The organism is Bradyrhizobium sp. USDA 3262, assembly GCF_054060035.1.
Genome location: NZ_JBSSCT010000001.1, coordinates 3,579,719 through 3,592,764, shown reverse-complemented (window position 1 = coordinate 3,592,764; position 13,046 = coordinate 3,579,719). Strand labels below are relative to the sequence as shown.

At 66.3% G+C, this 13,046-nt stretch carries 15 protein-coding genes; 3 read left to right on the top strand and 12 right to left on the bottom strand.

The window, feature by feature from the left end; genetic code table 11:
• Positions 1–34: 34 nt before the first annotated feature.
• From phnN to phnG, 8 genes are read right to left on the bottom strand one after another with little or no spacing between them, the layout of a single operon-like run.
• On the bottom strand, positions 35–628 hold the full coding sequence (phnN, locus tag ACVWYP_RS16540; RefSeq protein WP_304499055.1) for a phosphonate metabolism protein/1,5-bisphosphokinase (PRPP-forming) PhnN: 594 nt from the start codon (positions 626–628) through the stop codon (positions 35–37).
• Positions 625–1,779 (bottom strand): alpha-D-ribose 1-methylphosphonate 5-triphosphate diphosphatase, encoded by a 1,155-nt coding sequence (locus ACVWYP_RS16535; RefSeq protein ID WP_304499054.1) that lies wholly within the window; start codon positions 1,777–1,779, stop codon positions 625–627. Before ACVWYP_RS16535 ends, phnN begins: the two co-directional genes overlap by 4 nt.
• Before the next feature lie 13 nt (positions 1,780–1,792).
• Positions 1,793–2,491 carry a phosphonate C-P lyase system protein PhnL gene (gene phnL / locus ACVWYP_RS16530; RefSeq protein WP_304499053.1) on the bottom strand — a complete coding sequence of 233 codons (699 nt, stop codon included), beginning with the start codon at positions 2,489–2,491 and terminating at the stop codon, positions 1,793–1,795.
• Between the two features lie 8 nt (positions 2,492–2,499).
• Positions 2,500–3,297: a phosphonate C-P lyase system protein PhnK gene (gene phnK / locus ACVWYP_RS16525; protein ID WP_028339544.1), complete on the bottom strand. Its 798-nt coding sequence runs from the start codon at positions 3,295–3,297 to the stop codon at positions 2,500–2,502.
• On the bottom strand, positions 3,290–4,174 hold the full coding sequence (locus tag ACVWYP_RS16520) for an alpha-D-ribose 1-methylphosphonate 5-phosphate C-P-lyase PhnJ (RefSeq protein WP_304499052.1): 885 nt from the start codon (positions 4,172–4,174) through the stop codon (positions 3,290–3,292). Before ACVWYP_RS16520 ends, phnK begins: the two co-directional genes overlap by 8 nt.
• Positions 4,171–5,274, bottom strand: a complete 1,104-nt coding sequence (locus ACVWYP_RS16515; RefSeq protein ID WP_304499051.1) for a carbon-phosphorus lyase complex subunit PhnI — start codon at positions 5,272–5,274, stop codon at positions 4,171–4,173. Before ACVWYP_RS16515 ends, ACVWYP_RS16520 begins: the two co-directional genes overlap by 4 nt.
• A 3-nt stretch (positions 5,275–5,277) precedes the next feature.
• Positions 5,278–5,886, bottom strand: coding sequence for a phosphonate C-P lyase system protein PhnH (phnH, locus tag ACVWYP_RS16510; RefSeq protein ID WP_304499050.1), 609 nt, complete (start codon positions 5,884–5,886; stop codon positions 5,278–5,280).
• A gap of 4 nt (positions 5,887–5,890) precedes the next feature.
• On the bottom strand, positions 5,891–6,352 hold the full coding sequence (gene phnG, locus ACVWYP_RS16505) for a phosphonate C-P lyase system protein PhnG (protein WP_304499049.1): 462 nt from the start codon (positions 6,350–6,352) through the stop codon (positions 5,891–5,893).
• Between the two features lie 116 nt (positions 6,353–6,468).
• Between phnG and phnF the strand changes: the two genes are divergently transcribed.
• Complete coding sequence (gene phnF, locus ACVWYP_RS16500; protein WP_253592430.1) at positions 6,469–7,194, top strand: phosphonate metabolism transcriptional regulator PhnF; 726 nt, start codon at positions 6,469–6,471, stop codon at positions 7,192–7,194.
• Between the two features lie 166 nt (positions 7,195–7,360).
• On the opposite strand, the gene phnE (ACVWYP_RS16495) is transcribed toward phnF, so the two are convergent.
• From phnE (ACVWYP_RS16495) to phnC, 4 genes are all read right to left on the bottom strand, one after another.
• Entirely contained in the window at positions 7,361–8,209 is an 849-nt protein-coding gene (gene phnE / locus ACVWYP_RS16495; protein WP_304499048.1) for a phosphonate ABC transporter, permease protein PhnE, read from the bottom strand.
• Positions 8,206–9,090 carry a phosphonate ABC transporter, permease protein PhnE gene (gene phnE / locus ACVWYP_RS16490; RefSeq protein WP_304499047.1) on the bottom strand — a complete coding sequence of 295 codons (885 nt, stop codon included), beginning with the start codon at positions 9,088–9,090 and terminating at the stop codon, positions 8,206–8,208. The genes phnE (ACVWYP_RS16495) and phnE (ACVWYP_RS16490) overlap by 4 nt, the downstream gene beginning before the upstream one ends.
• An 83-nt stretch (positions 9,091–9,173) precedes the next feature.
• Entirely contained in the window at positions 9,174–10,106 is a 933-nt protein-coding gene (gene phnD / locus ACVWYP_RS16485; protein WP_028334544.1) for a phosphonate ABC transporter substrate-binding protein, read from the bottom strand.
• 79 nt (positions 10,107–10,185) lie between these two features.
• Positions 10,186–11,001, bottom strand: a complete 816-nt coding sequence (gene phnC, locus ACVWYP_RS16480) for a phosphonate ABC transporter ATP-binding protein (RefSeq protein ID WP_028334545.1) — start codon at positions 10,999–11,001, stop codon at positions 10,186–10,188.
• A gap of 210 nt (positions 11,002–11,211) precedes the next feature.
• Between phnC and ACVWYP_RS16475 the strand changes: the two genes are divergently transcribed.
• A complete protein-coding gene (locus tag ACVWYP_RS16475; RefSeq protein WP_456684117.1) occupies positions 11,212–11,877 on the top strand; it encodes a chloramphenicol acetyltransferase in 666 nt (221 codons plus the stop codon).
• Positions 11,874–13,046 carry an alpha-D-ribose 1-methylphosphonate 5-triphosphate diphosphatase gene (locus ACVWYP_RS16470; protein WP_304499045.1) on the top strand — a complete coding sequence of 391 codons (1,173 nt, stop codon included), beginning with the start codon at positions 11,874–11,876 and terminating at the stop codon, positions 13,044–13,046. Before ACVWYP_RS16475 ends, ACVWYP_RS16470 begins: the two co-directional genes overlap by 4 nt.

The following is a 13,046-nucleotide window of genomic DNA, read 5'->3' as shown; positions in this document are numbered from 1 at the left end:
ACGCGAACCGGTATCCACTTCGCTCGAAAACGCTCTATTCGTCCCAGCGTTCGCCCTTGATAATGCGGACAAGCTGTCGCGCATGATAGTCGGCGGTGCCGGAATTGACGATGGTGAAATCGGGCGTCGACGTGCTCTCGTCGACGGTGCGGGCCAGCCGCTGCTCGAGAAGGCCGTCGCTGCTGCGCGCCCGCATCGCGAGCCGCGCGGCCAGCACATCCGGCGGCGCCGTGACGAGCACCACGACAGCATTGGCATAGTTGCGGCGCGCCGCCGCGATCACGGTGCGCGAGACGTTCGCGATCACGGTGCGTCCTGCAGCGATATCGTCGTTGATCGACCGCGACAGCGCATAGCTATGGCCGTGCGCTTCCCAGTGCATGGCGTAGTCACCGGCGGCAACCGCGCGCTGGAAGGTTTCCGCGCTGACCTCCTCATTGTCCTCCGACGCCGAGGCCTGGCGGGTGATCAGCCGGCGGGCAAACACGACATCGCGATCATCGCCACAGGCCGCCTTGGCGAATCCCAGCAGCGTATCCTTGCCGGCACCGCTCGGGCCGACCACCAGGATCAGCCGGCCGGGACCGATTCCGGCGCGCCGATCGGCGACGACGGATGCATCGGTCATGCGACCCTCCCCCCTTCGCGCCAGACGCTGCGCACGACAGGCAGGTCGCGCGCGACGTGCACGCGGATCAGGTCGGCACGCCGGCCGACCGCAATCTCGCCGCGGTCGTTGAGCCCGACCGCTTCGGCCGGTGTCTTGGTCACGGTGCGCACGGCGGAGGCGAGATCGATCGCCGGCACATGCCTCGGCAATTGCAGCGCCGCCATCAGCAGGCTTGACGGAATGTAGTCCGACGACAGGATATCGAGCATGCCCTCATTGGCGAGATCGACGGCCGCGATATTGCCGGAGTGCGAGCCGCCGCGCACCACATTCGGCGCGCCCATCAGGATGTCGATGCCGGCGGCGTGCAAGCCCCGCGCAGCTTCCATCGTGGTCGGGAACTCCGCCACCGCGACCTTGTCGTTGACGGCGTCGACCACGTTTTCATCCGTGGTGTCGTCATGGCTCGCCAGCGGGATCCTGTACTCATGCGCCAGCGCGACGATCGCGCGGGTGTTCGCAACAGCATATTCCTTCTGATAGGCGAAGCGGCGCGCGAACAGCACGTCGAGTTGGGCGTCGGTCATGCCGCCGCCCTTGCCGCGATAGTAGTCGCGCAGCTTGACCTCATCGCGGAACTGGCGCTGGCCGGGCGTGTGGTCCATCAGCGACATCAGCCGCACGTCCGGCCGGTCGATCAGCTCTTTGGCCTCGGCGACGACATCAGGCATCGGCACCTCGCAGCGCAGATGCAGGAAATGATCGGCGCGCAGCAGATTCTCCTCGCGCGCCGCCGCGATCGCCGCCGCCAGCACGCCGGCGCGGCCGTCGACATCCTCGGCGCCGTCCTCGCGCCAGACCCGCAGCGAATCCAGCACCGTGGTGATGCCTGAGGTCGCGAGCTGCCCGTCATAGGAGATCACGGCCGCGACCGGATTCCAGAACACCTTCGGCCGCGGCACATAGTGCATCTCGAGATGGTCGGTGTGCAGTTCGATCAGCCCGGGCATCAGGAGGTCGCCGCCGGCATCCTCGGCGGCCTCGGGCGCCCTGCCCTCGCCGAACTCCGCGATCCAGCCGTCGGATATGGCGACCCAGCCCTGCTCGATCACGCGATCGGCGAGGACCAGCCGGGCGTTGCCGATGATGGTGTCTTGCTTGGCGGTCATTTCAAACGGTCCTTCAGGCGGCAGCCGCGAACGAGGTCACATCGACGATGCGGTCGGCAATCAGATGACGGATTTCGTCGTCATGGACAATCGCGACCATCGCGACGCCCTTGGTTTTCTTCTCCGCGATCAGCTCGACCACCACGGCGCGATTCGCCGCGTCGAGCGAAGCGGTCGGCTCGTCCAGCAGCAGGATCGGCAGGTCCGAGATGAAGCCGCGCGCAATGTTGACCCGCTGCTGCTCGCCGCCGGAGAAGGTCGAGGGCGGCAAGGTCCACAGCCGCTCCGGAATGTTGAGCCGACGCAGCAGCTGGCCGGCGCGCGTGCGGGCCTCCTCGCGCGCCACGCCGTTGACGATCAAGGGCTCGGCAACGACGTCGATCGTCGCCACCCGCGGCACGGCACGCAGGAACTGGCTGACATAGCCGATGGTCGAGCGGCGGATGCTCAGCACCTGGCGCGGCTCGGCGGTGGCAAGGTCGACAACCTTGCCGTGATGGCGGATGCCGATCCGGCCGTTGTCGCAGCGGTAGTTGCCGAAGATCATTTTAAGGATGGAGGATTTGCCGGCGCCCGACGGGCCCGACAGCACCACGCACTCACCCGGATCGGCGTGGAACGAGACGCCGCGCACCACGGGCAGTTCGACGCCGCCCTGCAGGTGCATGGTGAAGGTCTTCTCGGCGTCGGCAAGTTCGATCATCGCGGTCATTGGCACGCTCATGGCGGAAGAATCGAGGAAACGAGCAGCTGCGTGTAAGGCTCACGCGGATCGTCGAGCACCTGGTCGGTGAGGCCGGTCTCGATGACGCGGCCGCCCTTCATCACCATCACGCGATGCGAGAGCAACCGCGCCACCGCAAGATCGTGGGTCACGACGATCGCGGCAAGCCCGAGCTCGCTGACGAGGTTGCGCATCAGGTCGAGCAAGCGCGCCTGCACCGAGACATCGAGGCCGCCGGTCGGCTCGTCCATGAACACCAGCCGCGGCTCGGTGACGAGGTTGCGTGCGATCTGCAGCCGCTGCCGCATGCCGCCGGAATAGGTCTTCGGCGCGTCGTCGATGCGGCCGGTATCGATCTCGACCCGTTCCAGCCAGGTCGACGCGGTGTCGCGGATACGGCCGTAATGATTCCAGCCGACCGCCATCAGCCGCTCGCCGACATTGGCGCCGGCCGACACGCCCATGCGCAGGCCCTGCGCCGGATCCTGGTGCACGAAGCCCCAGTCGGTGCGGAACAGGAAGCGCCGCTCGGCCTCGCCGAGCTCGGCGAGATCGCGCAGCACGCCGTCGCGCATCCGGTAGCACACCCGGCCCGCGCTCGGCGCGAGTTGCGCCGAGAGCAACTGCAGCAGCGTCGACTTGCCGGAGCCGGATTCGCCGACGATCGCCAGCACCTCGCCGGGATAGAGCGCGAACGAGACGTCGCGGCAGGCCGCAAGCCGGCCGTAATTCTTGGCAAGCCCCTCGGCCACCAGCAGCGGCTCATCGTTGTCGAGGCTCGAGAGCTCAGACATGCGCCTTCTCCTTGTGCGGCGCTGCGCTCTCGGTGCCGTGATGGCCGGCGGCCTGGCGCTGCTCGCAGAAGTCCGTGTCGGAGCAGACAAACATCCGCCCGCCCTTGTCGTCGGTGACGATCTCGTCGAGATAGGAATTGTCGGCGCCGCACAGCGCGCAGGGCGCGTTGAAGCGGTAGCGCGTGAACGGGTGATCCTCGAAGTCCAGCGACACCACGGTGGCGTAGGGGGGGATCGCGTAGATGCGCTTCTCGCGGCCGGCGCCGAACAGCTGCAGCGCCGCGCAATTGTCCATCTTCGGATTGTCGAATTTCGGTGTCGGCGACGGGTCCATCACGTAGCGTGCGTTCACCTTCACCGGATAGGCGTAGGCGGTGGCGATATGGCCGAAGCGCGCGATGTCCTCGTAGAGCTTGACGTGCATCAGCCCGTATTCGGCAAGCGCGTGCATGCGCCGCGTCTCGGTCTCGCGCGGCTCGAGGAAGCGCAACGGCTCGGGGATCGGCACCTGATAGACCAGCACCTGTCCGGCATGCAGTGACGCCTCGGGAATGCGATGCCGGGTCTGGATCACGGTCGCGTCCGTGGTCGAGGTCGTGGTCGCGACACCAGCGGTCTTGCCGAAGAACTTCCGGATCGAGATCGCGTTGGTGGTGTCGTCCGAGCCCTGGTCGATCACCTTCAGCACGTCGTCGGGACCGAGGATCGCGGCCGTCACTTGCACGCCGCCGGTGCCCCAGCCATACGGCATCGGCATCTCGCGGCTCGCAAACGGCACCTGATAGCCGGGGATCGCGATCGCCTTGAGGATCGCGCGGCGGATCATCCGCTTGGTCTGCTCGTCGAGATAGGCGAAATTGTACGTCGGCGCGTTCATTCCGCGGCCTCCTGCATTTCCACCGCCTCGTTGGCTTCCGCGAACTCCTGCCGCAGCTTGCGCAAGAGACCGAGCTCGGACTGGAAGTCGACGTAATGCGGCAGCTTGAGATGCTCGACGAAGCCGGTCGACTGGACATTGTCGGAGTGCGACATCACGAACTCCTCGTCCTGCGCCGGGGCCGCCGCCTCTTCGCCGAGTTCGCGCGCACGCAGCGCGCGATCGACCAGTGCCATCGACATGGTCTTGCGTTCGCTCTGCCCGAAGGCGAGGCCATAGCCGCGGGTGAAGCACGGCGCCTCGGTCGTCGAGCCCTTGAACTGGTTGACCATCTGGCACTCGGTCAATTCGATCGCGCCGAGCGGCACGGCAAAGCCCGCGTCCTCGGCGAAGAACTCGACCTCGACCTCACCGAAGCGGATCTCGCCGGCGAAGGGATGATTGCGGCCGTAGCCGCGCTGCGTCGAGTAGCCGAGCGCGAGCAGGAAGCCCTCGTCGCCGCGCGCCAGGTTCTGCAGCCGCAAATCGCGATCTGCCGGAAAGCTCAGCGGCTCGCGCGTGAGGTCGCCGACCGGCGTTTCGCTATCTGCCTGCGGCGAGGGTTCGATCAGGCCGTCGCGGCCGAGGATGTCGGTGACCCGCGGCGTGGCGGCCTGCGAGGCCTCCACGGTCGCCGGCTGCTCCGGCACAAAGCCTTCCGCGAGCTGCGGATCGAGTAGGCGATGGGTGTAGTCGAAGGTCGGCCCCAGGATCTGGCCGCCCGGAAGGTCCTTGAAGGTCGAGGAGATTCGCCGCCGCACCTGCATCTCGCCGGTGTTGACCGGCTCGGTGGCGCCAAAGCGCGGCAGCGTGGCGCGGAACGCGCGGACCAGGAAGATCGCCTCGATCATGTCGCCCCGCGCCTGCTTGATCGCGAGCGCCGCGAGCTCGCGATCGTAGAGCGACCCTTCGGTCATCACGCGATCGACACCAAGCGCGAGCTGCTCGGAGATCTGTGCCAGCGTCACCTCGGGCACGTCGCGGTCACCGCGCCGCTCATGCGCGAGCAGCCGATGAGCGTTCTCGATGGCGCGCTCGCCTCCCTTGACGGCTACATACATCGCTCACACTCCGCTTGCGATCAGCCGCGTGGTGCGCGGAATCGCCACAATGGCATCGTCATGGACCAGCACGACATCGATGCCGCGCGGGAACAGGGTTTCGTTGATCGCAAGCCGCTGGAACAGGTCGCGTGGCTTGAGCATCGCCTGCAGCACGGCGCTGCCGTCGATGCCGGGCCCTTTCAGCTCGAAGGCCGGCCCCTGCGACAGGCTGTCGACCTGCAGGATCAGCGTGGTCGACCGGTCCGGATATTCGCTGCTGCCGAACGCAAAATGCTCCAGCGCCGGCAGGCTCGCGGCGTCGCCAACCAAAGCGAAGCTCGCGATCGAGGAATCGGCGACCACCGGCGCGCTGGCGTGAAACTTCAGCCAGCGGGCGACGTCCGGCGTCGCCGACATCGCGGCGTCGAGCCAGATCGGCGTGTCGTGATCGAACAGCGTCAGCGCGATCGCGGCCGCGCCGCGCATCATGCCGGCGGGCGTTCCGACGCTCGCGGCGACGCGCTGCACGCTGCCCGGGCGCGCCATCGCATCCATCACGGAACGGAAAGTCGACTGCGCCGACAGCACCTTGTCGGCAAAGCCCGCGGGCATTTCGGCAATCGTCGTCATTGCATCATCCCTCACCGCGCACCATCGTGTAGAAATCGACCCGCGTCGCCGCGGTTTCCGCCGCCTTGCGGCCGCGTTCGGCGTTCATGGCGTCGCGCAGCGGCGCGATCACCTTGGCCTCCACTTCGCCGGACAGTTCCGCCGATTGCACCATGGCGTCGCACAGCGCGATCATCTGCGCCTTCCGCGCGTCGCGGCCGAGCGTGTAGCCGAAGCCGACCTCGCCGGTCGCAAGCCGCACCGCCGCGCGCGACACCGTCGCCTCGCCGAGATTGAACGGTGCACCGTCGCCGCCGATCCGCCCGCGCAGCATCACAAGGCCGTTTTCCGGCTCGCGCAGGTTCTCATGCGCGGGCACCGCGATCGCCGCCAGCCTGCCGGCGATGTCGGTCGCGGCGGCGTGCGCCAGCACCGTCATCGCGGCCTTGCGCTGGGCCTGTTTGCTGTTTGGTCCGGTCGAACTCATGGGCAAACCTTTGGGCAACCTTGCTTGCATCAAGTTGTCTATGATACTAGACAACTTGATAGCGGAGCGCCATGACTGTTTCGTGACAAACCAAAGATTTCTGGTATCACCGCGCCATGAGCATGCAGGAAAGTTCCGGCGTCGCCTTGTGGCGGCAGGTCGCCGACGGCATCGAGCGCGGCATCGCTGACGGCCGCTTTGCCGCCGGCGAAAAGCTGCCCGGCGAGATGGAGATCGCCGAGACGTACCGGGTCAACCGCCACACCGTGCGGCGGGCGCTCGCCGCATTGGCCGAACGCGGCCTGGTGCGCGCGGAGCGCGGCAGCGGCACCTATGTCGAAGCCCAGCGCCTCGCCTATCCCTTGCGCTCACGCACGCGATTTTCCGAGATCGTCGGCGCCGGCGGTCACGAGCCGCGCGGCCAGTTGATCGAGGCAGGCGACGACATTGCCAACCGCGAGATCGCCCGCGAGCTGGGCCTGAAGATCGGCGCGCCACTGATCCGGATCGAAGCGGTGCGCCTCGCCGACCGGACGCCGATCTGCGTTTCCACCACCTGGCTGTCGGCCGAGCGGTTTCCCGATGCCGGCAGCGTGTTCGCCAACGTTCGCTCGATGACCAAGCTGCTCGGACATTACGGCGTCAAGGACTACCATCGCGCCTCGACCCGGATCACCGCGGCGATCGTCGATGCGACCGACGCCGCGCGGCTCGACCTGCCGCTGGGACGGCCGGTGCTGGTGGTCGACGCCACCGACGTCGACATGCTGGACCAGCCGCTGGTGACCAAGCGCTCGCGCTTCGCCGCCGAGCGCGTCGAGTTTCTGGTCGAGAACGGCTGACGTGCTTCTGCTCCCTCGCCCCGCTCTTGCGGGGAGAGGTTGGGATGAGGGGCTGTCTCCGCGACTTCGAAAGCTTTGAGTGTGCGGAGAGCCCCCCTCACCCGGAATTTTGCGCTGCGCGAAAGCTCCGGCCTCTCCCCGCACGCGGGGAGAGGCGAAGAAGAAGCTACACCACCGCTCTTTGTCCAATGATCGCAAAGCGCAGCTTGCTGGAGATGAAATCGATCGCGGCAACCGCGATCAGGATCATCAGGATCAGGAACGACACCTTCTGCCATTCCAGCACGCGGATCTGCTCGGCGAGCTGCAATCCGATGCCGCCGGCGCCGACGATGCCGATGATGGTCGCCGAACGCGTGTTCGACTCGATGAAGTAGAGCACCTGCCCGGCGATCACGGGCAGCACCTGCGGCAACAGGCCGAAGCGGATCTCGTGCAGCGCGTTGCCGCCGGAGGCGCGGATGCCCTCGACCTGCTTGCGATCCGCCGCCTCAATCGCCTCCGAGAACAGCTTTCCGAACGCGCCGAAGTCCGACACCATGATCGCGAGCACGCCGGCGAACGGGCCGAGACCGACGACGTTGATCCAGACCAGCGCCCAGATCAGCGTGTCGACGCCGCGGATCGAATCGAGGAAGCGGCGCACCGGAAAGCGGATCAGGTTCGAGGGGATGATATTGCGCGCCGCCAGCAGGCTGACTGGCAGCGCCAGCAGCGCGGCAAGCGTGGTGCCGAGCACCGCGATCGACAGTGTCTCGCCGAGCGCCTGCATGTAGAGCGGAAACGACGAGCCCGGATTCGGCGGGAGCATCAGCATGGTGATCCAGCCGAGCTGGTCGAGCCCCGCGATCAGCCTGGACGGCGAGAAATCGAGATCGACCAGTCCGAACACGAAGATCGCGAGCGCCGCCGCGATCATGGCCGGCATCGCCAGCCGTGCCGATGCGGGACGTTCGAAGACGCCGGGGTACTTCGCGCGCAGTTCCGTGGTGTCCGGCCTCGGCATCTGGCTCATCGACGGGTCTCCTTGCCGAACAGCCGGCCGCGCAGCCAGCCGGTCGAGATGTCGATGATGAAGACGGTGACGATGATGGTGATGAGGATGGCGCTGACGTCGGAATAGTAGAACTTGCGGATCGCGACCACCAGCTCCTGGCCGATGCCGCCGGCGCCGACGAAGCCCATCACCGACGCCTCGCGGACGTTGATCTCGAAGCGCAGCAGCGCATAGCTGGCATAGCCGGCCGAGACCTGCGGCAGCACGGCAAAGCGCATGCAGGACAGCCAGCTCGCGCCGGTGGAGCGGATGCCCTCGACCGGCTTCATGTCGGCATTCTCGACGATCTCGGCAAACAACTTGCCGAGCGCCCCGGTGGTGTGGATCGCGATCGCCAGTACGCCGGCCATCGGCCCGAGGCCGAACGCGATCACGAAGATCAGCGCGAACACGATGCCGGGAACGGTGCGCGCGAATTCCAGCAGGCGGCGGATCGTGAAACGTACCCACGGGCCCGGCGACGTATTCTGGGCCGCGAAGAAATTGAGCGCGAAGGCGAGCACGGCACCCGTCAGCGTGCCGACATAGCTGATCAGGATCGTCTCGCCGAGCATCTTCAGCCATTTATGCCAACCCCAGAACCATTCGGCGGGATCGGTCCAGACCCGCGCGCCGGACTCCAGCGTCAGGATGCGATCGAAATAGCTGACGAAATTGCCGAAATAGGTGAACAGCGTGCGCAGGTTCACTTCCGCGCCGAACGCCGCGATCACCAGCACCGCACAGAAGGCCGCCGTTGCCAGCGCGGCCTTCAACCGCTTGCGTGCGACGGACTTGCGGTAGGCGTCCTCCAGCGTCGCCAGTTGCTGCGCTGGAAGAATGGATACGGCGGTCGCCATCGACGCGTGCCAGTCCGGTTCGGAGTTGAGTGGAGAGAAAGGGCCGGGCTATACGCCCGGCCCTCGTGACGTCAGGCGTGCGATCAGCTCGCCTTCTTGCGCAAACCGTCGACGAACTTGATCAGCTCGATGGTGCCGTCCCAATCCTTGGTGGTGGCGGGATGGAAGCCCTTCTTCTGGCCGTCGGACAGACGGTCGAAGGCAGCCTTGTCCTTGGTCGGAGCGTCGAAGAAGGCCTTTGCGATCGCGGCCTTCAGATCCTCCGGAAGATCGGTATTGTACGCATAGGGGCCGTTGATGATCAGCGCCGACTTGTGGATGATGCGGAAATCATCCTTCTTCATCGCCGAGCCGTCGGCATTCTTCAGCATGCCCTTGGTCAGCATCTGGGCGAGCGTGGAATCGTCCTCGTTGGTCCACTGGTTGGCGGCCACATCAACGGTTCCCTGCGACAGCGCCAGGACGGCGTTCTCGTGGCTGCCGGTGAACACGACCTTGCCGAAATAGCCCTCGGCGTTCGCGATGCCCATCTTGTTCAGTTCGAAGCGCGGCACGTTGTTGCCGGACGTCGAATTCGGATCGACCAGGCCGAGATTCTTGCCTTTCAGGTCCTCGACGGTCTTGTACGGGCTCGACGCCTTGACGAAGAACACCGAGTAATAGCCGGTCGAACCGTCGGCGTTCATATCGTTGGCGAACGCGTCGGTCTTGACGCCGGTCAAGCGCGCGCGAGAGAACGAGGCCGAGCCGTAGCTGGCGATCTGGATGTTGCCGGCGCGCTGGCCTTCGATGACGGCCGCGTAGTCGTTGGCAATGCGCAGCGTGACCTTCACGCCGAGTTCCTTCGACAGATACGCGACGAACGGCGTCCAGCGCTCGGTGACGCCGGAGGCGTTCTCGGCCGGCACCACCGCGAAGGTGAGCTCCGGATATTTTGCCTTCCAGTCCTGCGCGGAGGCCGAACCGGCAAATGCCAGCGCGGCAGCGCCAGCCAGAATGATGCGACGAGTGAACATGACTACCCCTCTTTTGTCGTAGTTGCACCTGTTGGCCGGGCAAAATGCTCGGCCTCCCAGATTGAAAAGTGCGCGACGCTCAGGCCGCGGCTGCGGTGCCGAGTGCCGGCGCAGTTGCACCGTCGGGCGCGGGCAGCGGTGCCGCACCGATGACGTCATTGGCCTCGAGGTCATAGAGCTCGCGGGCGATATGGTCGGTGAGCGCCGCGGGGGCGCCATCGAACACCACGCGACCCGCGGCCATGCCGACCAGGCGGTCGCAATAGGTCCGCGCCAGGTCGAGCGAGTGCAGATTGCAGAGCACCGTGATGCCGAAATGCTTGTTGATGCGCAGCAGCGCATCCATCACGATCTTGGTGTTGCGCGGATCGAGCGAGGCGATCGGCTCGTCGGCGAGAATGATGTCAGGCTCCTGCACCAGCGCGCGGGCGATCGCGACGCGCTGCTGCTGGCCGCCGGAGAGCTGGTCGGCGCGCTGTGCCGCGAGCTGGGCGATGTCGAATTGCTCGAGCGCCGACAGCGCCAGCGCCCTGTCCTGTTCCGGCCAGACCTGCGCCAGCGAGCGCCATGACGGAATCTGGGCCAGCCGGCCCATCAGCACATTGGTCAGCACATCAAGGCGGCCGACCAGGTTGAACTGCTGGAAGATCATCGCCGAGCGCGCGCGCCACCGCCGCAGTTCCTTGCCGCGCAACGCGGTAACGTCGGTGCCTTCGAACAGGATACGGCCGGAAGTCGGATCGGCGAGACGGTTGATCATTCGCAGCAGCGTCGACTTGCCGGCACCGGAGCGACCGATCACGCCGACAAAGCTGCCCGGCGCGATCGAAAAGGACGCGTTGTCGACTGCGGCTTTCGTGCCGAACCGGCACGTCAAACCTTCCACCACCAGCATGTAATGCTCCAACCGCGCCTCGTTGGGCCATCGCTATCCCCGGCGTTTTACAGTTATGTGACGACAGCGCTGCGGTGCGGCGATCGTCCACACCCCTCCCTTGTCGCTCGCTTGCCGTCATCGCAACGTCATGATGTTGTCATCAAGCGTCCCGATGACGAGCACGCATCCCCGGAAGCCCAAGATTCTTGAAGATTTGCGGAGGCCCTGATGGCCGGAAAGACACTCTCGGTTGTGCCGACCGTCGACCCGACTGCGTCGGTCCGTGAGAGCGAGCTCGGCAAATATACCGAGGTCGGCGCGCGCACGATCCTGCTTGAAGTCAGCATGGACGACTATTCCTACGTCGTGAACGACAGCCAGATCACCTACACCTCGATCGGCAAGTTCTGCTCGATCGCGGCGATGACCCGCATCAACCCCGGCAACCACCCGATGCATCGCGCGACCCAGGCGCATTTCACCTACCGCGCCAGCGCGTATTTTCCCGGAGAGAGCGACGACACCGACTTCTTCAACTGGCGACGTGCGCATCACGTGCATATCGGCCATGACGTCTGGATCGGGCATGGTGCGATCCTGCTACCAGGACGGAACATCGGAACTGGTGCCGTCATTGCCGCCGGCGCGATCGTGACCAAGGACGTCCCCGCCTACACCATCGTCGCCGGTAATCCGGCGCGGCCGATGAAGCGGCGCTTCTCCGAGACGATCGCCGACCGCCTTGCCGCGCTCGCATGGTGGGACTGGGATCACGAAACACTTCGCCGTGTCCTGCCCGACTTTCGCAAGCTCGCGGTCGAGGAATTCCTCGACAAGCATGAGGCCGAGGCCGTATCCCAATCACAGAACAAACAACGGAGCGCCGCATCGTGACGGACATTTTCATCGAGGGCGGGCGCACGCTGGTTGACGGCGCCCTGGTCGAGACCTCGCTGCGGACCGCGGGCCGCGACGTCGGCGCGCTCGACGCCGAGCAGGGTCGCGCCGCGCTTCACATCGATGCCACCGGCCTGCTGGTGCTGCCCGGCATCATCGACCTGCACGGCGATGCGTTCGAGCGGCAGATGATGCCGCGCCCAAGCGTCGACTTCCCGACCGACGTGGCGCTTGTTGACAGCGACCGGCAGGCGATCGCCAACGGCATCACCACCGTGTTCCATGGCACGACCTGGTCGTGGGAGCCCGGCCTGCGCAGCGCGGAGAATGCGCGCAAGCTGCTCGACGCGATCGAGGCGCTGCGGCCGCAACTCGCCGCCGACACGCGCTTCCATCTGCGCCACGAGACCCACAATCTCGAGGCCGAGGCCGAGATCATTCAATGGCTCAGTGAAGGCCGCATCGATCTGTTCGCCTTCAACGACCACAGCAACGTCAAGCCGAAGAAGCGCAACCAGCTGGCCGAGCGCACCGGGCTCTCCGTCGAGGCCGTCAACGACATGCTCGACCGGGTCGTGGCGCGCCGCCCCGAGGTGCCCGCCTCGATCGCGCGACTGGCAGCCGCTGCGCGCGCGGCTGATATCCGTATGCTCTCACACGACGACAACAGCCCGGCGATGCGCCAGGAGTTTCGCACGCTGGGCGCTGTGATCGCCGAATTTCCCGTCAACGAGGAGACCGCGCGCGACGCCGCTGATGCGGGCGACTTCATCGTGTTCGGCGCGCCGAATGTGGTGCGCGGCGGCAGCCATACCGGCTGGACCAAGGCATCCGACATGATCGCACAGGGCCTCTGCTCGGTGCTGGCGTCGGACTACTATTATCCGGCGCAGCTGCTCGCGGCGTTCCGCCTCGTCGCCGACGGCATCCTGCCGCTCGCCAGGGCCTGGGACCTGATCTCGTCGGCACCGGCGCGCGCGGCAGGGCTCGCCGACCGCGGCGTGCTCGCCGCCGGCCGCCGTGCCGACATCGTCGTCGTCGACGACAAGGTGCCGCTGCGGCCGCGCATCGTCGCTGTGATCTCAGCCGGACGGCTGGTGCATCTGGCGGACGCGAGCTCCCTCGTTCATTCGCTCGCGCCGCGCAAGACGGTTGCGGCGGCGTAG

What these genes read in the sequence shown, in the direction of transcription:
- phnE (WP_304499048.1), bottom strand. Translation starts at nt 8,209, where the DNA reads ATGAGCCAGATGCCGAGGCCGGACACCACGGAACTGCGCGCGAAGTAC.
- phnD (WP_028334544.1), bottom strand. Translation starts at nt 10,106, where the DNA reads ATGTTCACTCGTCGCATCATTCTGGCTGGCGCTGCCGCGCTGGCATTT.
- ACVWYP_RS16515 (WP_304499051.1), bottom strand. Translation starts at nt 5,274, where the DNA reads ATGTATGTAGCCGTCAAGGGAGGCGAGCGCGCCATCGAGAACGCTCAT.
- phnE (WP_304499047.1), bottom strand. Translation starts at nt 9,090, where the DNA reads ATGGCGACCGCCGTATCCATTCTTCCAGCGCAGCAACTGGCGACGCTG.
- phnK (WP_028339544.1), bottom strand. Translation starts at nt 3,297, where the DNA reads ATGTCTGAGCTCTCGAGCCTCGACAACGATGAGCCGCTGCTGGTGGCC.
- phnL (WP_304499053.1), bottom strand. Translation starts at nt 2,491, where the DNA reads ATGACCGCGATGATCGAACTTGCCGACGCCGAGAAGACCTTCACCATG.
- ACVWYP_RS16475 (WP_456684117.1), top strand. Translation starts at nt 11,212, where the DNA reads ATGGCCGGAAAGACACTCTCGGTTGTGCCGACCGTCGACCCGACTGCG.
- phnF (WP_253592430.1), top strand. Translation starts at nt 6,469, where the DNA reads ATGAGCATGCAGGAAAGTTCCGGCGTCGCCTTGTGGCGGCAGGTCGCC.
- phnH (WP_304499050.1), bottom strand. Translation starts at nt 5,886, where the DNA reads ATGACGACGATTGCCGAAATGCCCGCGGGCTTTGCCGACAAGGTGCTG.
- phnG (WP_304499049.1), bottom strand. Translation starts at nt 6,352, where the DNA reads ATGAGTTCGACCGGACCAAACAGCAAACAGGCCCAGCGCAAGGCCGCG.
- phnN (WP_304499055.1), bottom strand. Translation starts at nt 628, where the DNA reads ATGACCGATGCATCCGTCGTCGCCGATCGGCGCGCCGGAATCGGTCCC.
- phnC (WP_028334545.1), bottom strand. Translation starts at nt 11,001, where the DNA reads ATGCTGGTGGTGGAAGGTTTGACGTGCCGGTTCGGCACGAAAGCCGCA.
- ACVWYP_RS16520 (WP_304499052.1), bottom strand. Translation starts at nt 4,174, where the DNA reads ATGAACGCGCCGACGTACAATTTCGCCTATCTCGACGAGCAGACCAAG.
- ACVWYP_RS16535 (WP_304499054.1), bottom strand. Translation starts at nt 1,779, where the DNA reads ATGACCGCCAAGCAAGACACCATCATCGGCAACGCCCGGCTGGTCCTC.